This is a genomic window from Dellaglioa sp. CoH-57-MRSF-16 (assembly GCF_056782055.1).
Genome location: NZ_JBXAXZ010000002.1, coordinates 26,844 through 50,107, shown reverse-complemented (window position 1 = coordinate 50,107; position 23,264 = coordinate 26,844). Strand labels below are relative to the sequence as shown.

General features: G+C 32.3%; 19 protein-coding genes and 1 tRNA gene. 3 read left to right on the top strand and 17 right to left on the bottom strand.

Annotation, left to right across the window (positions count from 1 at the left end; all coding sequences use genetic code 11):
- Window positions 1–110: 110 nt before the first annotated feature.
- The 3 genes from AC1RPH_RS02125 to AC1RPH_RS02115 all read left to right on the top strand — a co-directional run bounded on the left by AC1RPH_RS02125 (window position 111) and on the right by AC1RPH_RS02115 (window position 1,906).
- Window positions 111–542: an HIT family protein gene (locus AC1RPH_RS02125; RefSeq protein WP_481761189.1), complete on the top strand. Its 432-nt coding sequence runs from the start codon at window positions 111–113 to the stop codon at window positions 540–542.
- Entirely contained in the window at window positions 542–865 is a 324-nt protein-coding gene (locus tag AC1RPH_RS02120; RefSeq protein WP_481761188.1) for a hypothetical protein, read from the top strand. The genes AC1RPH_RS02125 and AC1RPH_RS02120 overlap by 1 nt, the downstream gene beginning before the upstream one ends.
- 135 nt (window positions 866–1,000) lie before the next feature.
- Complete coding sequence (locus tag AC1RPH_RS02115) at window positions 1,001–1,906, top strand: peptidylprolyl isomerase (RefSeq protein ID WP_481761187.1); 906 nt, start codon at window positions 1,001–1,003, stop codon at window positions 1,904–1,906.
- An 86-nt stretch (window positions 1,907–1,992) separates the two neighbouring features.
- Here the strand turns inward: AC1RPH_RS02115 and AC1RPH_RS02110 are convergent, their stop codons facing one another.
- The 17 genes from AC1RPH_RS02110 to AC1RPH_RS02030 form a co-directional block, all read right to left on the bottom strand.
- Window positions 1,993–2,967, bottom strand: coding sequence for a 3'-5' exoribonuclease YhaM family protein (locus AC1RPH_RS02110; RefSeq protein WP_481761186.1), 975 nt, complete (start codon window positions 2,965–2,967; stop codon window positions 1,993–1,995).
- A 10-nt stretch (window positions 2,968–2,977) separates the two neighbouring features.
- Window positions 2,978–5,668 carry an ATP-binding protein gene (locus tag AC1RPH_RS02105; RefSeq protein ID WP_481761185.1) on the bottom strand — a complete coding sequence of 897 codons (2,691 nt, stop codon included), beginning with the start codon at window positions 5,666–5,668 and terminating at the stop codon, window positions 2,978–2,980.
- Window positions 5,655–6,875, bottom strand: a complete 1,221-nt coding sequence (locus AC1RPH_RS02100) for a metallophosphoesterase family protein (protein ID WP_481761184.1) — start codon at window positions 6,873–6,875, stop codon at window positions 5,655–5,657. Before AC1RPH_RS02100 ends, AC1RPH_RS02105 begins: the two co-directional genes overlap by 14 nt.
- A 71-nt stretch (window positions 6,876–6,946) precedes the next feature.
- Entirely contained in the window at window positions 6,947–7,291 is a 345-nt protein-coding gene (locus AC1RPH_RS02095; protein ID WP_481761183.1) for a YlbF/YmcA family competence regulator, read from the bottom strand.
- A gap of 76 nt (window positions 7,292–7,367) precedes the next feature.
- Window positions 7,368–9,488, bottom strand: coding sequence for a PBP1A family penicillin-binding protein (locus tag AC1RPH_RS02090; RefSeq protein WP_481761182.1), 2,121 nt, complete (start codon window positions 9,486–9,488; stop codon window positions 7,368–7,370).
- A 152-nt stretch (window positions 9,489–9,640) separates the two neighbouring features.
- Window positions 9,641–10,108 (bottom strand): arginine repressor, encoded by a 468-nt coding sequence (locus AC1RPH_RS02085; protein WP_409022715.1) that lies wholly within the window; start codon window positions 10,106–10,108, stop codon window positions 9,641–9,643.
- Window positions 10,109–10,178: 70 nt separating this feature from the next.
- Window positions 10,179–10,889, bottom strand: a complete 711-nt coding sequence (locus tag AC1RPH_RS02080; protein WP_481761181.1) for a Crp/Fnr family transcriptional regulator — start codon at window positions 10,887–10,889, stop codon at window positions 10,179–10,181.
- Between the two features lie 285 nt (window positions 10,890–11,174).
- A complete protein-coding gene (gene argS / locus AC1RPH_RS02075) occupies window positions 11,175–12,866 on the bottom strand; it encodes an arginine--tRNA ligase (RefSeq protein WP_481761180.1) in 1,692 nt (563 codons plus the stop codon).
- A gap of 257 nt (window positions 12,867–13,123) precedes the next feature.
- Window positions 13,124–13,984, bottom strand: a complete 861-nt coding sequence (locus tag AC1RPH_RS02070; protein ID WP_481761179.1) for a MurR/RpiR family transcriptional regulator — start codon at window positions 13,982–13,984, stop codon at window positions 13,124–13,126.
- Window positions 13,985–14,011: 27 nt separating this feature from the next.
- Window positions 14,012–15,466 (bottom strand): PTS transporter subunit EIIC, encoded by a 1,455-nt coding sequence (locus AC1RPH_RS02065; protein WP_481761178.1) that lies wholly within the window; start codon window positions 15,464–15,466, stop codon window positions 14,012–14,014.
- A 21-nt stretch (window positions 15,467–15,487) separates the two neighbouring features.
- Window positions 15,488–16,378: an N-acetylmuramic acid 6-phosphate etherase gene (murQ, locus tag AC1RPH_RS02060; protein WP_481761177.1), complete on the bottom strand. Its 891-nt coding sequence runs from the start codon at window positions 16,376–16,378 to the stop codon at window positions 15,488–15,490.
- A gap of 3 nt (window positions 16,379–16,381) precedes the next feature.
- Complete coding sequence (locus AC1RPH_RS02055) at window positions 16,382–17,428, bottom strand: MupG family TIM beta-alpha barrel fold protein (protein ID WP_481761176.1); 1,047 nt, start codon at window positions 17,426–17,428, stop codon at window positions 16,382–16,384.
- 186 nt (window positions 17,429–17,614) lie between these two features.
- On the bottom strand, window positions 17,615–19,384 hold the full coding sequence (locus tag AC1RPH_RS02050; protein ID WP_481761175.1) for an ABC transporter ATP-binding protein: 1,770 nt from the start codon (window positions 19,382–19,384) through the stop codon (window positions 17,615–17,617).
- Window positions 19,384–21,039: an ABC transporter ATP-binding protein gene (locus AC1RPH_RS02045; protein ID WP_481761400.1), complete on the bottom strand. Its 1,656-nt coding sequence runs from the start codon at window positions 21,037–21,039 to the stop codon at window positions 19,384–19,386. The genes AC1RPH_RS02050 and AC1RPH_RS02045 overlap by 1 nt, the downstream gene beginning before the upstream one ends.
- 255 nt (window positions 21,040–21,294) lie before the next feature.
- Window positions 21,295–21,365: transfer RNA gene (locus tag AC1RPH_RS02040), tRNA-Gly, on the bottom strand.
- Between the two features lie 47 nt (window positions 21,366–21,412).
- Complete coding sequence (locus AC1RPH_RS02035; RefSeq protein ID WP_481761174.1) at window positions 21,413–22,777, bottom strand: MATE family efflux transporter; 1,365 nt, start codon at window positions 22,775–22,777, stop codon at window positions 21,413–21,415.
- A gap of 24 nt (window positions 22,778–22,801) precedes the next feature.
- A complete protein-coding gene (locus AC1RPH_RS02030; protein ID WP_409022804.1) occupies window positions 22,802–23,254 on the bottom strand; it encodes a YaiI/YqxD family protein in 453 nt (150 codons plus the stop codon).
- Window positions 23,255–23,264: the final 10 nt, after the last annotated feature.

Genomic DNA, 23,264 nt, shown 5'->3' with positions numbered 1-23,264 from the left:
TAATTCCCCATTTACAATTTATTTATGCCTTTAATTATATCATATTATGGTGAATTATCATTCATGATGTATAATAAAAGTATTAACTAACTTTGAAAGAAGGCAAACATATGACTGACTGTATTTTTTGTAAAATAATTGCCAATGATATTCCTAGTTTCACCGTATACGAAGATGAAGACATTAAAGCATTTCTTGATATCTCACAAACAACCCCAGGCCATACACTTGTTATTCCAAAAAAACATGTTGCTAATATTTTTGAATATGACCAAGCACTCGCTAGTAAAGTTTTTTCTAAAATTCCAATGATTGCTTCCGCAATTAAAGTAAGCAATCCAGATATTCAAGGGATGAATATCGTCAATAATAACGGTGAACTAGCTTACCAATCTGTTTTTCACTCACATTTTCATTTAATTCCTAGATACTCAACAAAAGATACTTTTAAAATGTCATTCAAGGATAATTCCAAGAAGTACACATCCGAGCAACTTGAATCAATTATGATGTCAATCAAGAATAAGATTGGAGAAAAATAATGTCAAAAACACTTAAACGAATTAGTTTGTTATCAATTATTGGTGGGTCAGCATACTATGCCTATAACCATAGAGATGAACTTATTACTTTTGTTGCAGATAAAAAAGTTCAGTTAAAAGCAGATTTTTCTGACTATCAAAATGATATCAATCGCGTAACTAATTCATCAAAAAAATTGCAGTATGCTACAGATCATCTGAATACGATTATCGAAGAAACATTACCCATCGTCGATTCCATTAGCAATCGTATAGAAAAGTTTACTTATGAGATCGAGCCAAATATCAATAAAATTAATAAAAAATTAGAAAAGTATCAATGAATTAGGCTTTTAAAAGTTTGATTTTTTTGTGAATTTTCGGTCATTTACTTTCATTATATGATAATTATGTTATATTAAACGTATTAGTCTTTCATTGAGAAGACAAAAAATTTAAGAAATAGGATGTGTTAGGTTATGAAAAAATGGCTTGTTGCTTTAGCCGGCGTACTATTAACATTTACATTAGCGGGTTGTGGGAGCTCAACAGTTGCAACTACTTCAGGTGGTAAGGTTACAGAAAGTGCTTACTACGATAGTTTGAAGAAAACTTCAAGTGGTACATCAATTTTACAACAAATGATTTTGAACAAAGTATTGGAAAAACAATATGGTGATGATGTTTCTGATAAAGAAGTCACAAAACAATACGATACTTATAAAGCTAAATATGGTTCAAGTTTCTCATCTGTCTTATCACAAAACAGTATGACAAAGACTAGTTTTAAAGCAGAATTACGTTCTAACTTACTTTTAAAAGCTGCTGTTAAACATTACAGTGATTTAAGTTCTACAGCTGTAGATAAGCAATGGGAAGAATACCAACCAACTATTACAGTTCAACGTATTCAAGTTGCTTCAAAATCAGATGCAGAAAAAATCATCAAACAACTTGATGAACAAAAGACTGCTAAAAAGTTAACTGACAAATTTACTGCATTAGCTAAATCAAAATCAACAGATACAACTTCTGCAAGTACTGGTGGTACTTTAGCTGCATTTAACAATACAGATACAACACTAACAGCAGAATTTAAAAAAGCTGCATTTGATTTAAAACAAGGTAAATATACAACTACACCTGTTAAAACAACAGCAGGTTATGATGTAATCTTGAGTGTTAAAAATGCTGGTAAAGGTAAAAAAGCCGATCACATTTCTGACTTAAAAGAACAAATTGTTACTGAAACTATGGCTGACTCAACTAAATTACAAAAAATTGTTGGTAAAGTTCTTAAAAAAGGTAACGTATCAATCAAAGATGATGACTTGAAAGATGTTCTTTCAAGCTACTTATCATCATCTTCTTCATCTTCAAAATAAATACATCAAAACATCAGATTATATCTGGTGTTTTTTTTTCGAAAAAAATATCTCAATGGAATTTATCCATTGAGATATTTTTCAATTTAATTATTTGTTACATTACTGTCAGCATGTGGTTTATAGAAATTTCGACCATCCATACCAAATATACGTTCAGAAAATTCGCCCTCTTCTGTATGAGCCAATGACCCTTTCAACATTTGAATTGATGCATCAATATTATCAATTTGATGTAAAACATCTGCTTCAATTAAATGAGGTTGCACTGGTGAACCATACTCTAGTAACCCATGATGCGCAAGAACAACGTGACGTAATAAAATCATGTCTTCTGTCTGAAGATCAATTTTTAATTCACCTGCTGCTTTAACAATTTCTTCATCAATTAATACAATATGCCCAATTAAATTTCCAGCTAATGTATAAGTTGTTGCCACAGAACCTGATAATTCGATTGTTTTTCCTAAATCATGTAAAATCACACCTGCGTAAAGTAATGGTGCATTAATCACATCACCATATTCGGCAACAATTGATTTAGCTAATCGCAACATTGAAAGTGTATGGTAGGCTAACCCACCAGAAAATGCGTGATGATTTTTCTTTGCAGCGGGATAACTGAAAAAATCATCATGTTTTTCGGCAATGAGATATCTTACAATTCGATTCCAATTTGGGTTTGTAATTTCAAAAATAGCTTTATTAAATTCTTCTTCCATCTCATCTTTTTTCATTGGTGCACTAACGACAAATTGACTCGGATCATTAGGTTCACCCTCTTCAGTCAATCTAATATGATAGATTTTCATCTGTGGATTATTTTGGTAAACTTCACGTTTTCCTTTTATAAAGGCAACTTTACCCGTTTGAAATTGTTCAATTGCCTCTGGCGTTGCATCCCAAAGCTTAGCGCTAATTTGGCCTGAACTATCTTCAAAATTAAATGCAATAAATTGCTTATTATTCTTTGTATTTCTAACTTCTGCACTCTTAATTAAAACAAATAATGCTACGTTTTCGTCAACTTTATATTCAAATATTTTTTTCTCTTGTGCCATGTCCATCCTCCTATAACTTAATTATTTTATCGTTATCAAATCCAGTTAATCCTGAATCATCTGCCGTTAAATAAATAATTTGAACTTTTTTACTTATTTCTCGTATTAGTTTTAAAACGGCATTTTTTCTGTTTTTATCAAAATTAACAAACCCATCATCAATAATTAATGGTAATTCGATTGATTTATTAATTGTCATGATTAAAGCAAATCTAAGTGCGATATATAGCTGCTCTGCTGTTCCTTGTGACAATTCTCCCACTTCAAATGATACCATATCAGAAGAAACGACGGTTAATAATCCTGATATATTATTTATTTGTGTAAAATGGCCTAATGTTAATAGTTCAAAATAATGATTTGCTAATTGCAACATTTGTGGCATTCTAACCCCAGAAGAGTCTTTTAATGCCTCGTTAATCCAATTAATAGTTAACTTTTGAGTTAACCATTTATCAGCTAATTCACTTAAAATTGTAACTTTTTCAGCCAACTCTTGTCGAAGTTCTGTATAATTCCCTTCTGCCTTCAAAGTCCGTAATAACGTCTGTTGATCAATAATCTCCTGATTAATGTTCATTATACTATTTTGCAATTGTTTCAATTGTTCTGTAAGCTCATCTAATTGTTCATCTAAACTTTCTTTCGTTTCAAATCTAGCAAGATTTTTTCTAACCTCCACAGGAAGCTGCTCATTAATTGTATCCAATTTAGATTTGTCTTGAACAAATTGCTTTTGTAAATCGTAATTTTTTTCAAATTGCTCAATTGACGTTAAATGATATTGCGTTAATATTTCATTAATTTGATTAGAAATATCAGCAGTCACATTATCTTCATGCTTTTGTTGTTCATTTAAATAGCCCATTTTATTTTTTATTGATTGTGATTCAGCAATTAAAGGTTGTAATTTATCATTAAAGCCTCTAATTCTAGCTAAACTATCTGCCATATCACTTTTATTTAGTGCTAGAAAACTATCAGCAAAATCTGTCTGATTCAAATAATTTTTTATCTTGTCAGTTAACGTTTTAATTTCTGCTGATTTTTGACTAATTTGATCTGTTATAGACTGTATTCGACTTAAGTCATTTTGAATTGAGAACCACTGATTCTTTGGAAAATCATCTAAAACGTATTGAATTTGATAATCCGTTAATTCAGTATCAGTTTGTCTCAATTGTTCGTCCAGTTCACCTATCTTCAATTGATTTTCATCAATTTCTGCAGTAATCATTTGTCTTTTATTTTGTATTTGCATCAGAGCATCACTACTTGATTTATCCTTAGAATTAGACTGCTTAAATACAATTATGGTATATACAACTATCATAATATCTAGTATCAATCCCATTATTTTAAACGGCATTGGTAAGATCATACTTAGTACAAATAGTATAACACTTACCCCTACTAAGATACTTTGTTGTGTAGACCATTTACTTTTTTGTACTTGATTTTTTTGATCAATTGATTGATTTAAATCTAAAATATCTTGTTTTTTCGTCAATTGCTTTTGTTCAATTTCTTGAAGTATTCGTTTATTGCTCTCTTCAGATTTAATTAATGTGACAATATTTTTAAAATCATCAGGATCAAACGCTATTGGAACTTTTCCGTTGATATTTTGATATTGCATCATTAACCGTTCTTGTTCTGTTAATAGTTGGTTTAAACTCGTCTGTTCTAATACAACTTTATCTAAATATTGTTGATTATCAGCTAATTGTTCAAATAATATATCAAAATCAACTTTATTGTTTTCATAAAAATTTATTAAATTTAATGCTGCTAAATTTTCTTTTTCATCAACTACACTCTGATTAATCGATTTTAACCTTTCATTATTTATCTTTTGTTTCTCTAGTAAATTTTGTATTTTTTGATAATTATCAACAGAAATCATAGCATCTTCATCAGTTTGTTTTAGCTTATCCGTCAACTCATTAGATTGTTCATATATTGACCAATTTTGCTTTAATTGTTCGTAGCGTTGGTAATCTTTGGTTAGATTATATTGTGTTGTTTGTAGCCCTTTAATTTGTTCCCTATTTTGATCTAACTTTTTTTGTGTCTCAACATATTCCGGAAATTTCTGTTTGGCAATATTTATTTTATTAACTAAATCATTGTATAACGCAATTTCCTTATTTAACTCAGTTACACGACCTGCTGGCTTATAGACGTGATCGGCATCTTTTTGAATTTTTTTAGTTAATTCTAACCATTCTTGACTACCAACTGCTCCCATCGTCGTTAGATACTCATTTAAATCTTCATTCGTTAAATTAAATACTTGGTTTAACGCCTGCTGATTAAATGAAAATACTTGATTGTATAAATTTTCATCGACTGGATTTAGCCATTCATGCAGCTTACTACTAGCTACTTTCATCCCATCATCACTTTTAACAATAGATACCTTGCCACCAGATTTACCTTGTGTACGAGTTAGTCGATAAGCATCGTTACCAATTAATAATTCCAACTCTCCACCATATGTGGATGAGTCTTTAGGCAGATATTGTTGGTACTTCTTTTTCGCATTTGCAAATCCAAATAACATACTCAATACGAATGCTGTTAACGTCGATTTACCTGCTTCATTCAGACCAAAAATAACCTGATTCGTTTGATTAAAATCAAACGTTTTATCATGCCACTTCCCAAATCCGTAAATTTTAACTTTAGTTATTTTCATCTATATGACCCTCTATCGCTTGATTTTCATGAAGCAATGTTTTTGAATTTTCTTGTAATTCTACTAAATGTCCCGTTTCTAATAAGTACGTATTAAGTTCCGGAATTTGTAATAATTTATCAGCGAGTTCAGTCATTCCATCATCAGTAAAAACACGTTTTGCGCTTTCTTCCCAGTATTGTTGATCAATTGATTCAAAAGCTACCTTTTTATTAATCACCGTTTTAATTTTAACAATCCAATAGTAATTATCTGGCATATGTTTTTGAATCCAAGCAGTTAATAAATCACCATTTTGAATGCGATTTACTAGGCTATCACTAAAATTATCTAAATCTGTGATTTGTATCACTATTAAATATGATTTATCTTTAGAAAAAAGTTGGCATTCAGCGTCAATCTTATCAATAGCATCTGATAGTGAATCAATTTTTGCCATTGAAATATTAACTGTTTCCCAATCAATTGTAGATGACGTTATAAATTTGGGAACCAACTTATTTCCATCACTATTCACTAGATAAAACCCTTTATCGCCTGATTCTTTACGGTGCCGACCTTGTGTATTTCCAGGATAGATAACTGGGGGTTGTTCATTCAAAATCTGTCTTACATGAATATGACCCAATCCCCAATAATCATAATTTTTCTGTAATAATTCTTTAACAGTAAATGGTGCATAACTTTCATCTGATATTGAATTTATACCCTCATTTGCCCCATGGATAAGCCCAATATGCCATTTCTCATCACCACGAACAGGATAATCAACGATTTTTGATGGTTCCCATCTATGTGCATAACTAAACCCAGTTAATCGAACTTCATCGCCATTTTTTAAAATGTGCGTCACTGTTTCAACTTCACTTGTAAATAAAGTTACATTTGATGGAAAAGTTAAATGATCTTGAGCATTATCAGAAAAATCATGGTTACCAAAACTCAAATAAACATTTATTCCGGCCTTTTGCAGTCGTTCACACTGACTAATTAACGTTGTTTGTGCCATAATACTCATCTCAGATGAATCATATAAATCCCCAACTAAACAAACAAAGTCTACTGATTCTTCAATAGCCGTATCTACGAGATTACTCAAAGCTTTAAATGTTGACTGATAAATCGAATCCATTAACTGACTTGGTACATTTTTTAATCCTCCAAAAGGACTATCTAAATGTAAATCAGCTGCATGAATAAATTTCATCTTCCCACTCCTTTATAAAAAAAAACCTGGTACAAAACATAATTGCTTTGCTTCCAGGATTTTTATTCGAATTAATTATGATATAAATCTTGTATTGGTTTTGTGATAATTGAATTAACTTCATTCATAATTTCACTTAAAACTTGTTCTTTAACCATTAAATCTTTGATTGTATCAAAATCACCGATTTTTTCTGAAAGATTATGAGCATTTTCAAGTTCTTCGTCTGTCATTTCTTCACCATTCATTTGTTTTTGTTGCAAAGACATTTGAATTGTTTGAAATTCTTTAAATAATTTATATGCAATTTCATCTTCTTGCATTTTTGTATAAGCTGATTTCAAAGCCTTATATTCTTCCGTTTGACTAAGATCTTGACTCATTTGGTTCGCTGTATCATAAATATTAACAACCATTTCTGATTCCTCCAATAATAATTTATATTAACTTAATTAGTGTATCATTTTTATCCATAATTTGCATTGATTTGTTCTAATTTCCAAACATCCCATTAATACTATCACTGAGCCATTTTTGGGCTTTTTTAGCAGAATCAGATAATTTATTTTTTATTTCATCTGTTTGCTTTTCTACTGATTCTAAAATACCATCTCCACTATCATTTGAACCGGTATTATTTGCTAAAGTAGTAGCAGATTTCGTTGAGAAGCTTGTCTGAGCAGTATTAGGTAATATACCTGACATTTCGCTTTTAAATAAGGAATCAACGATATCCCCACTTGAATTTCTTAGGTAATGAGTATCATCAGTTTGATCAAAACCAACCCATGTTGCGACAGTAATGTCTGGTGTATATCCAATAACCCACTGATCTTTCGTCCCATCTGTAGAACCTTTTTTAGCCTCTGTACTTCCCGTTTTACCAGCAACTGTATATCCAGCTGGGACAGCAAGTTCGCCAGTTCCTCCAGTTTCAAAGACACCCATCATCATACTTGTCATCGATTTAGCTACCTTACTACTCATAACTTTAGTTTCACTATTGTCTGAATTATTAACAATCGTTTTACCAGAAGCATCAACAATTTTAGTAATAAAATGAGCCTTTTTTTGAATACCACCATTAGCAAACGCAGTATATGCACTAGCCATTTCGTAGGGTGAGACACCAGTAGTTAAACCACCCAAAGCTAAATCTAAGTTTTTGTCCGAACTTTTAACCGGTATACCAAATTTTTTAACAGCATCGTATCCTTTATCAACACCAATTTTATTTAACAACCACACAGCTGGCGCATTTTTACTAAGTGCCAATGCCTTATACATTGGTATTTTACCTGCATATTGATTGTCGTAATTATTTGGTGAATAATTATTTGATCCATATGATTGTTTTTTATCTTTTAATTCAGAATCATAAAAATAGCCATCTTCTAAAGCAGGCATATATACGGCAATTGGTTTTAGTGTTGACCCCGGTTGGCGGTTAATCTGAGTCGCTCGATTATATCCCCTAAAAACGTGTTTACCTCGTCCACCAACAACTGCTGTCACACCACCATTCGTTGAATTAATAGCAATTGATCCACCCTGAGCTTTTGTCCCATCATCAGCATCCAAAGGGAACAAGGTAGAGTTATCAAATGATGTTTGCATAGCTTCTTGATGGGTCTGATCCATCGCCGTATAAATTTTATAACCACGATTCATAATATCTGATTCAGTTAACCCATAATTTTTAATTGCTTCACTAATAACGGCATCAAAATAATAAGGATATTTATAACCTGATTGATAATCGTACGTATCATTTAATGTAATACCCGTCTGCTTAGCACTTGATAATTCTGCACTAGAGATTTTTTTATTTTCATACATAACATTCAGAACAACATTACGCCTTTGTTTAGCTGCAACAGGATGATCTATCGGATTATATGCCCCTGGCGATGTTAACATACCCGCAATAACTGCAGCCTCACTAACAGTTAAATCTGAAGCACTTTTTCCAAAATATTTTTTAGAGGCATCTTGAACACCCCAAACGCCATTACCAAAATATGCATTATTTAAGTACATCGTTAGAATGTCTTTTTTTGAATATACTTTTTCCGTTTCAATTGAAATAAATATTTCTTTAGCCTTACGACTATAAGTTTGCTCCTGTGACAAGAATGCATTTTTAACAAGTTGTTGCGTTATAGTACTTCCGCCACCACTAATTGCACTACTTCCAGTTAATCGATTTTTAACCAATGAAACCACAGAACGTGCCATCCCTTTGATTGAAAATCCATATTCATGATAAAAATTACGATCTTCTGATGACAGTACAGCATTTTGAATATTGGGTGAAATCTTATTTAATGAAACGTAAGTACCCTTTTGAGAGTATAACGATCCTGCTTTATCGCCATCTTTATCAAAAACCTCAGTTGATTGTTGTAAAGCAGCTTTTAACCCACTAACATTTGTTGTTTTGGCTACATAAGTTAAATACGCACTCGAACCTAAAATAATTGCTAAAATAAAAATAGTCAACCATTTCCAACCATGCACAAATTTCCATCCCTGTCGAAACCAATTTTTAAATTGAATTAGATGTATTACAAACCAATTTTCATTTTTAGTTCTTTTATTTTCATTTTTCATTAGTTGTCCCCATATTTAATCTTAATATCATTTATTATTTTACCATAGCAATATTATAAAAAGTAAATTAGCCTTTTTATTATGATATTTTTAAATATTTAAAAAAAGACTAAGAAATGTAGATGTTATCTACTCCTTAGTCTCACAGTATTTTAAATTAAATTATCTGGATTTGCGTGTTCAGTAAAAATATCATAGACACGTTGTGCGGCCTGCTCATCTGAACTAATAATCATAATTGTATCATGTCCCGCAACAGTTCCAACAATATCCGGGAAGCCAAAATCATCGATAATTGCTGCCAGTAAATTACCGTTACTTGGAATCGTTTTAACAACATTCATAAATTGGATTTTAGTAATATTAGTAACGACTTCAAAAATAATTTCAAATAAATGAACTTCTTCACTTAAATTACCTGACTTAAAAATTGCGTATCTCAAATCACCTTGTTCATCTTGAGCTTTAACAATTTTCATTTCACGAATATCTCTAGAAATAGTCGCTTGAGTCGCCTTAATATTCACATGTTCCAATTCTGAAATCAAATCATCCTGCGTTGCAATTACTTTTTTATTAATTAACTGTTCAATTTTAGCTTGACGTATCTCTTTCTTCATAAGAATCCCTCTTTGAATGAGTATTTATTCTTAGTATAGCAAAAGAAATATGAATACTGAAATAATACGCTTAATTTAGGACGATTTTATTCATTTTATTGAATTTTGATTCAAATATAAGCATACCTGAATCTCTAATAATATAACCATCTAACACTAATTTCTGAATAACTCGTCCAACGGTTTCACGCCGCGTTCCACTAATCGTCGCAATATCTTCATGTGTAATCACATATGGGATTCGCAGACTATTCTCACCATGTTTATCGGCTAGATTCTCACTTAAATACTGTAACACTTGTGTTATCCGGGTTGTTGTATTACTACATACGGTTCTTAACCTTAACACTTCTGAACAATTTAAAATATTATCAATTTGCCCAAATAAGTACGCAGAAACTTCATAATGTGTTTTGATTAAATTCTCAATAAGTTCAACAGGAATCTTAGCGACCGTCGCTAGTGTAGCAGCACGACTTGAAACAGTATAATATTCACTCTGTAACATTCCACCAATTGGAAATATTTGTTTCGATGTAACATACATATAATTTTGAAAAATACCAGCTCGATCACCACGTTCAATTTTAACTAATCCATCCAAGACAACATAAATAAAATCACGTTTATCATTCATATCAAAAATAGTATTTCCTTTTAGAAATCTTTTAAATGTAATTTGTTCAAAACAAGCTCCTTGTTCATCCTCACTTAAACAACCAAACAACTCATGGTCAGAAAATTCTGATCGATACCTTTGTCTTTCTTTTTCTGTAATCATCCCTTTACTCCCTTAATACCTATATTTATGATATATAACTATCAACACTATCAGATTAAATATAGAATGTCGATTTATTTTTTCGGATTTTGGAGACCCTGGTTTATTTTTTTGATTCACTGATAGCTCTAAATCATTAATCTAACAGTACCAAAATGATAAAAATAAACTGGTCGTATTCGCACATCCATTTTGTGTTCAAACGCACAATCATCGTTAAAAAGTACATCTAACAATATTTAGATAAAATAAAAAAGTTAACAATTAAGTCAACTTTTTTATTAATTACATTTCTTTTGGTGCATTTACGCCTAATAATCTTAATGATTCTGTTAAAACGACGCTCACACTTTGAACGAGTGCTAAACGAGCTAATTTTTGATCATCTTCAACTAATATCTTTGAATTTGCATAGTATTTATTAAATGCTCTTGATAAATGAATAGCGTATTTAGCAATTACTGATGGTTCATATTCTTTAGCTGCACGTTTAATTATTTTAGGGAAGTCACCAAGTAACTTAATTGTATCCCATGCAGCAGGATCAGAAAGTTCATTGTTACTTTCACTAATTGAAACATCACCCGCTTTACGAATAATACTTTGTGCTCTAGCATTTGAATATTGGACATAGGGACCTGTTTCACCTTCAAAACGAACAACTTCTTCTAAAACAAAATCAAAATTATTCATACGTTCATTCTTTAAATCATGGAAAATAACAGCCCCAACACCAACATCTTTAGCAACTTGTTCAGCATTTGGTAGGTCAGGATTTTTATCTTGAATTTGTTTTTTAGCAAGGCTTGTAGCATCATCTAAAACTTCTTCAAGTAAAATAACACGTCCTGAACGAGTCGATAATTTCTTACCACCTTGTGTGATTAAGCCAAATGGAATGTGGTGCATATCATCTGACCAATCATTACCCATTTCCTTTAACACAGCCTTTAATTGTCTAAAATGGTTAGCTTGTTCATTTCCGACAACATACAATGACTGTACAAAATTATACGTCCGTTTACGGTAAATAGCAGCAGCTAAATCACGAGTAATATATAAAGTTGCCCCATCTGTTTTTTGAATCAAGGCAGGGTTTAAATCGTATTTTTCAAGATCAACAATTTCTGCGCCTTGGCTTTCTTTTAACAAATTTTTATCTTTTAACATTGTCACAACTTCGCCCATTTTATCATTATAAAAGGCTTCCCCTTTAAATGAATCAAATTGGACACCCAGCATATCATAAATTTTATTGAAAGCTGATAATGATTCTGCACGGAACCAAGTCCAAAGTTCGATTGCTTCTTCATCGCCATCCTCGAGCTTTTTAAACCATGCACGAGCTGCAACATCTAACTCTGGATTTTCTTCTGCTTCTTTATGGAAACGAACGTAGTATTCAAGTAATTTATTGATAGGATCAGCTTTAACTTCTGCTTCACTACCCCATAATTTATAAGCAGTAATTAACTTACCAAATTGAGTTCCCCAATCGCCTAAATGATTAATTTTAATTGGATTATAATTAATTTTAGCCAAGATGTTTGCAATTGAATTACCAATCACAGTTGAACGTAAATGTCCCATTGAAATAGGTTTAGCAATATTGGGTGATGACATATCAATTGGTACGTTACCATCATGACCAATATCAGATGCGCCATACTCACTGCCATTTGAAAGCACTTGTTCAATAATATCTTGACTAAATGCAGCCTTATTCAAGAAAAAGTTAACATATGGCCCAACTGCAGCAACTGACTCAAATTGACTTTGATCAATTTTCTCTACTAAGTCTTTAGCAATCATCTGAGGTGCTTTTCTAAATGCTTTAGCTAATGCAAAAGCTGGAAATGCATAATCCCCCATATCAGAACTTTTTGGTATTTCAATTTTGGCAATAATTTCTTCTTCAGTAAGGTTTCCATCAACGATAGCAACCAATGCTTGTGCAACTTGTTGTTTATAATTCATTATCCATTCCTCCTAAAATTGTATAAAAAAAGCCCCTTACAAATAATTATGTAAGAGACGAGAATTCCCGCGGTACCACTCTAATTGATTAATATCCACTCAAAATATTCAGTTATTTCTAAAAAGTACGATTCAACTAACGCTTTTATCTAGCTTCCATCAACCTAGACTTGCTTTAAAATTAATTAGTTTACTAGCTTTTATCATCGAATTTATAGTTTGATTGTAACAAATTAATATTATAAAAGATAGTGTTTTTAGAATTTAGGTTTGCTTTTGGTGAAATATTTCTTTACGACATCCCTTGAATCTGTCAATCTTGTAACATTATCATCAAAATGAATTGATACAAAAGAATAATACACAAGATCGACTGCATATAATTGAGCAATTAAAGAAGTAGTCGCTGCACTTCTGAATTTTTTATTTTCTTCACTATCGTCATGTTCTAAAATAATATTAGCTAATTTGGCCAATGTACTTTTTTTATTATGTGTTAAAACGATAACTTTTATTTTTTGTCGATTTGCAAGATTTGCTAACTTAATTGCATCCGTATTTTCCCCTGAATTTGATATCAAGAATAAAGTTGTTCCTTCTTTTAGTTGCGATAATCCAACGGCAATTAGATGTGTATCAAGTGTTTCTATAACAGACTTACCAACTCGAATAAATTTTTGTTGGAAATCTTTAGCTACAATTTCTGATGCTCCAATTCCATACGCATAGATTATTTTTGACTCTGCAATAACCTTCGCAGCATTAACGACTTCCTCATCTAATGTTTTATTTGATTCCTCAATCGTATGTTGTATCCGCATGGTTAATTTTTGTTGTGTCGTCACTAAATCATCTTTAGGATTAATTTCCTCGAGCATTGATTTATCATCTTGGATTTCTGCTGATAATTCTAATTTTAATCCTGGAAAACCAGTATCACTAATACTTTTTCCAAATCGCGTTATTGCTGCAGTGCTGACACCTACCACCTCTGCCATACTCTGTGTACTCATTCTTATTACTTTCTGAGGGTGCTCTAAAATAAACCGTGCTATTTTTCGCTCTACCTTTGTGTATTTATCCATATTTGCTTGTATTGTGTACAAATAATTACCCATACTTCTTACCTCTTTTTATGGTATGTCTTATGCTTCTGTCTCAATCATAGCATCTTTTGGAATACCAAAAAAGAATGTTAAAATAAATCCGCCCGCATATGCCGCAAGCAATCCAAGAATATACCCAATCCAGTGTCCATTACTTATTAAAGGTATCAATGCTACCCCAGAAGGTCCTATTGCAATAGATCCAATATGACCAATCCCACCAATCACCGCTCCACCGATTCCGCCACCAAGACAAGCAGTAATCATTGGTCGTCCTAAAGGTAGTATAACCCCATAAATTAATGGTTCCCCAATTCCTAGAAATCCGACTGGTAGAGCGCCTTTAATTAAATTTGTTAATTTTTTATTTTTACGACAACGAACCCATAATGCAATTGCTGCCCCTACTTGTCCAGCTCCTGCCATTGCTAAAATTGGCAATAATAATGTTGATCCAGACTTAGCAATCATTTCAAGATGAATAGGTGTTAAAATTTGATGTAATCCTAACATTACCATTGGTAAGAAAAAAGTCCCTAAAACAAAACCAGAAAATGCACCACCAACTTCTAAGACCCAGTTAATTGATGTAACTAAAGAATTCGAAACAACCCCAGCAACTGGCATTACTAAGAAAATTGTCATCATTCCAATAACAAATAATGATATTGTCGGTGTTATAATAATATCTAAAGAATCCGGAATCCATTTATGCAATCTTTTTTCTAAAATAGCTAATACCCACACTGCAAAAATAACACCAATAATTCCACCCTGTCCAGCACTTAGTGCCTGACCGTTAAAGATATTATGGAGAGGTGCTTCAGGGGTTACCCCACTCAGCAAAGTGACAGCGCCGATAACACCACCAAGTCCTGGAGTGGCACCAAATTCACTGGCACTATTTATCCCTACATAGATAACTAAATAACTGAAAACACCATTTTTAATAACATTTAAAACTGCAATAAAATCTGTCCAGCTCGAACTTAAATCCCCTGCAACCATCATATTTCCAAGGACAGCAGCCAATCCACCAATCAATCCTGCTCCAACAAATACAGGAATTAGTGGAACAAAGATATTTGAAATTGCTTTAAGCACCTTTTTTATTGGCGTTTGCTTTTGTTTAGCTTTATGTTCTGCTTTTACTTTAGCAGCTTTGCTCTCAACCAATTCTTTATCAGTCATTTGAGTTGATTGTACTACGTTCTTCAAAGGGAAAGGTTCGCCTAATTTAACCCCTACTTGTCTTACCATTTCATCTGCAACTTTGTTGACTGTACCAGGTCCAACTACCACTTGCAAAGTATCATCTTCAACAACACCCATGACACCATCGATATTTTTCAATTTTTCAATATCTACTTTATCTTCATCCCTAATTGTCATCCTAACTCGAGTCATACAATGAATTAATTTTTCAACATTGTCTGGCCCCCCTACATTATCATAAATTTCATTTGCAATTTTTTCGATTTTTTTGTCTGCCATAATTTAACCCCTCCAAATATTTTATTTGATTGCTTCCCTAACAAAACCATGAGCCTTCTTTAATTTTTCTTTAGCTTGATTCAAATCGTTATCCGTTAGAATCATAACTATTGCAAGTTTGACATCATGTTCAGCTAATTCAAATGTTAATTTTGCTTGTTCATAACTTACTCCAGTTGCATCCATAATAATATGCTTTGATCTTTCAACTAATTTTTCATTCGTTGGTCTAACATCGACCATTAAATTTTTATATATTTTTCCAATTCCAATCATCGAAATTGTCGACAACATATTTAATACTAATTTTTGTGCCGTTCCTGATTTTAAACGAGTAGACCCAGTCAATATCTCTGGTCCCACTTCAATCTCAATAGCCGTATCAGCATGCCGTCCAATAATTGATTCCTTATTGCAAGCCAGACTTATTGTGTTCGCACCAAGATGTTTAGCGTAGTCAAGACCCCCAATAACATATGGTGTTCTACCACTTGCTGCAATTCCAACTACTGTATCTAATTTTGTTAAACAAATATTTTCCAAATCCAACTTACCCAATTCGTTTGAATCTTCGGCACCTTCAACTGCCACAGTCATTGCTTTCATACCACCAGCAATCAATCCTTGCACCATGCTAGGATTTGTTCCAAATGTTGGTACACATTCAGCAGCATCTAAGACACCTAATCTACCACTAGTTCCTGCACCCATATAAATTAAACGGCCTCCACTATTAAATGATTCAATAATTTTACTAACTGCTTCATTAATTTGCGATAACTCTTTTTCTACGCTTTTAGGAACTGTCATATCGGCTTCATTCATTATTCTTGCAACTTCAGAACATTTTAACTCATCTAAATTCATAGTTTGTTCATTTCTAGTTTCCGTTACTAATTTTGTAATATCCATATTTTATCCCTCTTTTATAATTGTATTATTAAATATTATTTTTTGTTTTGCTCCTATATAGTCAATTAAATCCAAGTCTGTCCTTTTAACTGTACCAATTTGGTTTACTTTTTTATCAATTGGTAAATTATTTTTCACTATCTGTATTTCTCCAGTATATCTCCCATATAACATATTATCTTGCGTTATAGTACCTCTCGTTCGAGCATCTTCATTATTTATTGGTTCAATAGTGAATTGATTTCTTATCCGACTTTCTTCTAACCTTACAACATCCCTAGCCACGTCAGCACGATTATGCCATGCTATATTATCAAGTTCATGCGAACTACTTTCAATATCTATTTCTATACTTTGATTAGTAAAATAGTTAACTATCTTACTAATTGTTCTTTGTGAAACTCGCGGATCACCGATATAAACGTCATCAGTATAATTATTCTCAATTAAATCTATCATTGCAGCCAATACATTGTAATTTCGATGTTTTTCTAATGTTGGTAATCCCTTTCCAATTGGCCCTCTAAATATTTTATCTCCTGCCACAAACGCCATCGTAGTAAATCCTGATTTTTTTAACCAATGATTCTTATTTTTTAACCATTCGTCATCTAATCCCGTATCTGGTCGAGGATAATAATTATGCCATGCTTCAATATTCTTAAAATTTGCATGATTATCAACTAGTTGCTTAATATCCAGCTCTGAAATCGTACTAGCATTTAATCCAATATCTATATTATTTGATAATTCAGCTATTTTTTCCATACTAATCCCATAATCAATTCTTAAACCAGTAATTCCAGCAGTTTTCAAATCAAATTCCAATAATTTTAAACTTTTTTCTGAAATATCAACCATTAATTTCAAGTTATTTTCAAGACATAAATTCCCCAAAGTTTTTAATTCATCAATAGTTTTTTTTCTATCTTCTTCAGGAATATGTAATGAAGTAAAAATACCCTTAAATCCTGATTTACGCATTACTTCAATATATTTTTTTGTATCATCGTCAATCTTATCACCTAAATAAATTGAAAAACCCAACATAATATCTCCTCCATTCATAAAAGAAAGCGTTATCATTAACTGGTTACATCATACCTTGAATGATATAAAATTACAATTAAATATATTTATTTTTTGTTTTTTTTGTTACTTTATATCTTAATTTAAAATAAAAAATCTTTCAAGAATACTTTATATAAAGTATTCTTGAAAGATTTTTTCACTGTTTTATTCAAATACAAATTGATTATTATAAAGTTCAGAATAGAATCCTTTTTGATCCAATAATTCTTGATGGTTACCTTGTTCAATAACCTTACCGTCCTTCAGAACAACAATTTTATCAGCATCTAATATTGTTTTCAAGCGATGTGCGATTACAAAACTAGTACGCCCTTGAATAACTGTATCCATTGCTTTTTGAATTTTAGCTTCTGTCACTGTATCAACATTAGAAGTCGCTTCATCCAAAATTAATAACGTAGGATTAGTTAAAATTGTTCTTGCGATACTAATTAATTGTTTTTGGCCAGTTGAAAACACAGAGTTTTCATCCGATACTGTCGTGTCATAGCCATTTTCTTGACTCATAATAAAATCATGAATATTAGCTTGCTTAGCGGCAGAAATCATATCTTCATCTGATGCTTCAGGTTTACCAAAGACAATATTATCACGAATTGTTCCTGAGAATAATACACTTTCTTGAAGAACTATCCCAACATGATCACGAAGACTTTGAAGTTCAAGATCCTTAACATTTACGCCATCAAATTCAACTGAACCACCTGTAACATCATAGAATCGATTCAATAAATTCATAATTGTTGTTTTACCTGAACCAGTTGGTCCGACTAAAGCTACCATTTCACCTTTATCAACATTAATTGATACATCATGTAAAATTTCTTTATTAGCATTATAACCAAAATTAACATTTCTTAACTTAACACCATTTGTTAGACCCGTTAATTTTTGCTTATCAGTTGAGTTGACCTCATCTGGTTCATCAAACATTTCATTCAGTCGACTAGCACCTGTAATAGCAAGTTGGAACATACTATACAATGAAGAAATTTGTGATATTGGTTGGTAAAATTGTTGTGAGTATTGAACAAACACGACAACTAGTCCTAAAGCCGTTGTACGGCCCATATCACCGTTCAGTGCTAACCAGCTACCAAAGAAGATAACAATGGCTGTATTAACCAACGAGAGGCCATTCATAACTGGGAAAAGCATCCCTGAATAGACTTGTCCTTTAAACGTTGCTTTACGAACATTTTCGTTATATGGCAAGAAACCATCAATAGCTTCTTTTTGAAGCCCGTTAGTAATTACAATTTTTTGACCACTAATTTTTTCATTAATATAGCCATTTAATTTTCCAACTTCTTTTTGTTGTATATCAACATACTTACGTGTTTTAGAAATTAAAATGACCGCAAGAAGTAACGCGATAGGCGTTGAAGCAATCGTAACCCAGGCAAGCTGAACATTCTGTTGAAACATCATAATGATAATCCCAATCATTAGAGCAATATTACTCATAATTTGTCCTAAGGCTTGATTCATTGCGTTCGAAATATTATCCAAATCACTTGTAAAACGACTTAAAATATCCCCATCTTTATGTGAATCAAAGAATCGAATTGTCATTTTTTGTAATTTTCCAAATAGCCCTTTTCGCATTCTATTTGTCGAGTTTCCTGTAATGAACGTGACAATAATATTTGAGAAAAACATTGCTACAATTGAAAAAATATAAAATAAGAATAACATCCACAATGAGCTAACAAAATTTCCTTTATCACTCACTCCTTTTGTTAAACCAATTACGTAGTCTGCCAATGCCGTAATTGCTTTTCCCATATACACAGGTGCTTTTACCTGGAAGTATGTCGATGCAATAATTGCAACAGTCATAACTGTAAAACCTAATTTATAGCTTTTCAAGTAGTGGAAGAAGAATGCCATCGATCTATTCATATCTTTCATTAGACAGTCTCCTTTCCTTTTTGAGTGTTATAAATTTCTTGATAAATTTGACTATTTTCAACGAGATCTTTATGTGTCCCCTCGCCAACTAATTTACCGTCATCCATAACAAAAATACGATCCGCATTAATCACAGATGAGATTTTTTCGGCAATAACAAATGTTGTTGTCTCTTTCAATTCATTATTTAATGCTTTTTGGACTAATTTTTCTGATTGAGCATCAAGTGCTGATGTTGAATCATCTAAAATTAAGATTTTAGGTTTACCAATAACACCACGCGTAATTGATAAACGTTGTTTTTGACCACCTGAGAAGTTAGCTGAACGTTCTTCAACCTCTGCATCATAACGTTCTGGTAATCGATTAATAAATTCTGATGCCTGAGCGATTTGACTGGCCATATCCATATCTTTCTCGTTGGCATCTTCTTTACCTTGACGTAAGTTGTCTGCGATTGTGCCAGAAAATAGGATAGCCTTTTGTAAAACAAATGCTACTGTTTTACGAAGCGATTTTTCATTAACATCCTTTAAATTCTCACCACCAACTTTGATCATTCCTTCTTGGGGATCAAATAATCGTGGAATCATTTGGGCTAAAGTTGATTTACCTGAACCAGTTGCACCAACAATTCCTATCATTTCTCCAGGTTTAACATCAAAACTAACATGTTTAAGTGTTGGTTTATCATCGCCTTCATATGAGAATGAGACATCTTCAAAACTAACAGATCCCGATAAATCTTCCTCTGGAACATCTTGGTAATAAATATCTGGTTCTTCATCTAAAATTTCGCGTAGTCGTTTAATTGAAACCATTGCACGAGCACTAAACGTCATCATCATTCCACCAATAATAATGGCAAACATGATTTGCATTAAATAATTAACAAACGAAGTAATAGCTGTAACTGTACTTGGATCTGCTTTAGCTAAATCACCTACAAAATAAATTGCGGCAACGACAGCCATATTTCCAATTAATGTAAATGCTGGAATTAAAACAGCAAATAGAGTTCCAACATAGATATTTTGTGCATTTAAATCATCTGAAACCTTATCGAAACGTTTTTCTTCATTTTTTTCTTGATTAAATGACTTAACAACACGCACACCCATCAAGTTTTCTTTGGCTAACTCATTTACTCGATCAATTAAGCCTTGCATTAACCCAAAATGGCGTCCCATGCGACCGAAAGTTAACATTGAAATACCTAACACGCAGACAATTAAAATAACAATAATCCACCATAAATCCGCAATTGTATTCATAGCTAAAATGAATGCACCGATAAATAAAATGGGCACTCGAATTAATGTCTGTAAAATTGTCATAATTAACGTTTGAATTTGGGTAATATCATTGGTTAAACGAACCACAATATTCCCTGCTTGGAATCGTTCAATATTACTGAAAGAAAATGTTTGAATCTTTCTAAAAGCAGTTTCACGAATATCTGCACTCATTGATTGTGCTACTTTTGCTGATAGAATTGTATTCACAACACCTGCCAACAATCCAATAACAGCAACTCCAATCAAGTACAAACCAAGTGTCGTGATTTTATCACCCTGGTCCTTTAAAATAGCATCAATTACTTTTTGTAACAATTTAGGTTGCCACAATGTTGAAATTGCCATGATAACCACCATGACGACTGCCCAAAAAATATCTACCCGATACTTTTTAGCATGTTTTAATAAAATATCCACTTTTTTCCCCCTCAATTCTGTCCAGTTCCATGTTTTTTTATACAAAAAAACTAATATCAGTTACTAAACTTAGCAAAAATAACGCTTAATTGCAATCATTTTGACTAATTATATTCTATTTAGTCAGTTAAAATTTACAAAAAAAAACCAAGATTAAATATCTTGGTTTCAATATAATTATCTTATTCATTTTTAAGCGGGCGACGAGAATCGAACTCGCGACATCAGCTTGGGAAGCTGGAATTTTACCACTAAACTACGCCCGCAGAACGTTGATTAGTATAGCATATTTCCGTACTTTTGTCATAACTAATTAAGCATGTTTATTTTCAGCCTTTTGTTCAAAATCTAAACGTCTCAAATTTTGTACAGCCTTCATATATGAATAAATCAGTACAATACATGACCCACCCCAGGCTAATGGATTTGCAAAACAAGCTCCTGCATACCCAAAAGCACCAGCTAAAAAGATAGCTGCAAATGATCTCATCAGTAATTCTACAACTCCAGCAACTGTTGGTACGATGCTTTGTCCCAGTCCCTGTAACGTGTATCTAATGACAAACAGTACTGACAAAAGTAAGTAAAATGACCCATTAATATTAAAATAAACCTGCGATAATGCAACAACTTTTGGTGCATTATTTCCAACAAACAGTGTAACTAATTGTTGTCCAAATAAAATAACTAAAAGACTTGCAACGATACTGAATGTTCCAGACATTAATAGACACTTTTTTACACCATCTAAAACACGACCATATTTTTTTGCGCCATAATTTTGGGCAGTAAAAGTTGCCATCCCAATTCCAAATGACATCATTGGTTGTGTTGATAATTGATCAATCTTAGACGCTGCCGTGGTACTGGCAACTGCTGTCGTTCCTAAACCGTTTAAAGCTGACTGTAGCATAATTGCACCAATCGCAATTATTGAAGCTTGAAAGGCCATTGGTAGAGCCACATAAAGGTGTTGGTTAACATCTTTCATCGTGATTTCTCTAAAATGGTGTCGACCAATATGTAAGACGGGAATTTTTCGATAAATGTAAATTAAACAGAATACAACGGAACATGATTGCGCAATAATAGTTGCAATACCAGCGCCAGCAACTCCCCAATGAAATACCAAAATAAATAATAATTCTAAACCAACATTAATAATGCTGGCAAAAATTAAAAAGTATAATGGCGTGCGACTATCCCCTAGCGCCCTAATAATATTAGATAAAATATTAAATGCCATTGAAGCAAATATTCCACCAAAAATGATACTAATAAAAGTTTGTGCATCATCAAATATTTCTGGTGGTGTCTTCATAAGTGTTAAAATATCTTTTACAAAAAACAAACTAACCGCTGTTAAAATTACCGTTGCAATTAGACTAATCAAAAGTCCCACTGCAAAGCTTTTTCTAACACCACGATAATCTTTTGCCCCAAATCGTTGTGCCGTAATAATAGATAAACCTGCAGTTAACCCTTGTGCAAATCCAATAATCAAAAATTGAATACTCCCGGTCGAACCAACTGCAGCTAGTGCATCCACGCCTAAAGTTTGTCCAACAATCAACGTATCAGAAATACTATATAATTGTTGAAATAAATTACCAACCAATAATGGTATAGTAAACATAAAAATTAATTTTGCTGGATTACCCGATGTTAACGATCGCAAATAAGACCCTTCTTTTCTTTATATTTATTTAATTCCTTTTTCATTCAATAATAAAATAAATGCTTTTTTAAAGTTAGCCCTATCCTGGTTTGAAAAGGCGCTTGGACCCTTCGTACGTTGACCTGATTTCCTTGCCATTGCACTTAAATATCTTGAATCCAACATACTATCGATATTGGTATCTGTATATTCAAATCCTTTATGATGCATCACAATCACACCTTTTGGTAATAAAAGAGAAGCTAGTCCGTAATCTTGTGTAATCACAACATCTGATTTTTCAGCTAACTTTACAATTCTATAATCTGCCGCATCTGGACCTTGATCAACATAGCTAACCGAAACATTTTCAGGATACTTTTTAGTTGAGAAATGTGGCGTACTTGTAATTAGCAACACACTGATATTCCGTAGTTCGGCTTCAGCTATAACTTCATTTTTCACAGGAGACGCATCCCCATCAATAATAATTTTCAAATTAACCACT

What these genes read in the sequence shown, in the direction of transcription:
- AC1RPH_RS02065 (WP_481761178.1), bottom strand. Translation starts at nt 15,466, where the DNA reads ATGGCAGACAAAAAAATCGAAAAAATTGCAAATGAAATTTATGATAAT.
- AC1RPH_RS02050 (WP_481761175.1), bottom strand. Translation starts at nt 19,384, where the DNA reads ATGAAAGATATGAATAGATCGATGGCATTCTTCTTCCACTACTTGAAA.
- AC1RPH_RS02090 (WP_481761182.1), bottom strand. Translation starts at nt 9,488, where the DNA reads ATGAAAAATGAAAATAAAAGAACTAAAAATGAAAATTGGTTTGTAATA.
- AC1RPH_RS02105 (WP_481761185.1), bottom strand. Translation starts at nt 5,668, where the DNA reads ATGAAAATAACTAAAGTTAAAATTTACGGATTTGGGAAGTGGCATGAT.
- AC1RPH_RS02070 (WP_481761179.1), bottom strand. Translation starts at nt 13,984, where the DNA reads ATGGGTAATTATTTGTACACAATACAAGCAAATATGGATAAATACACA.
- argS (WP_481761180.1), bottom strand. Translation starts at nt 12,866, where the DNA reads ATGAATTATAAACAACAAGTTGCACAAGCATTGGTTGCTATCGTTGAT.
- AC1RPH_RS02095 (WP_481761183.1), bottom strand. Translation starts at nt 7,291, where the DNA reads ATGGTTGTTAATATTTATGATACAGCGAACCAAATGAGTCAAGATCTT.
- murQ (WP_481761177.1), bottom strand. Translation starts at nt 16,378, where the DNA reads ATGGATATTACAAAATTAGTAACGGAAACTAGAAATGAACAAACTATG.
- AC1RPH_RS02125 (WP_481761189.1), top strand. Translation starts at nt 111, where the DNA reads ATGACTGACTGTATTTTTTGTAAAATAATTGCCAATGATATTCCTAGT.
- AC1RPH_RS02080 (WP_481761181.1), bottom strand. Translation starts at nt 10,889, where the DNA reads ATGATTACAGAAAAAGAAAGACAAAGGTATCGATCAGAATTTTCTGAC.
- AC1RPH_RS02100 (WP_481761184.1), bottom strand. Translation starts at nt 6,875, where the DNA reads ATGAAATTTATTCATGCAGCTGATTTACATTTAGATAGTCCTTTTGGA.
- AC1RPH_RS02115 (WP_481761187.1), top strand. Translation starts at nt 1,001, where the DNA reads ATGAAAAAATGGCTTGTTGCTTTAGCCGGCGTACTATTAACATTTACA.
- AC1RPH_RS02120 (WP_481761188.1), top strand. Translation starts at nt 542, where the DNA reads ATGTCAAAAACACTTAAACGAATTAGTTTGTTATCAATTATTGGTGGG.
- AC1RPH_RS02055 (WP_481761176.1), bottom strand. Translation starts at nt 17,428, where the DNA reads ATGTTGGGTTTTTCAATTTATTTAGGTGATAAGATTGACGATGATACA.
- AC1RPH_RS02110 (WP_481761186.1), bottom strand. Translation starts at nt 2,967, where the DNA reads ATGGCACAAGAGAAAAAAATATTTGAATATAAAGTTGACGAAAACGTA.
- AC1RPH_RS02085 (WP_409022715.1), bottom strand. Translation starts at nt 10,108, where the DNA reads ATGAAGAAAGAGATACGTCAAGCTAAAATTGAACAGTTAATTAATAAA.
- AC1RPH_RS02045 (WP_481761400.1), bottom strand. Translation starts at nt 21,039, where the DNA reads ATGGTGGTTATCATGGCAATTTCAACATTGTGGCAACCTAAATTGTTA.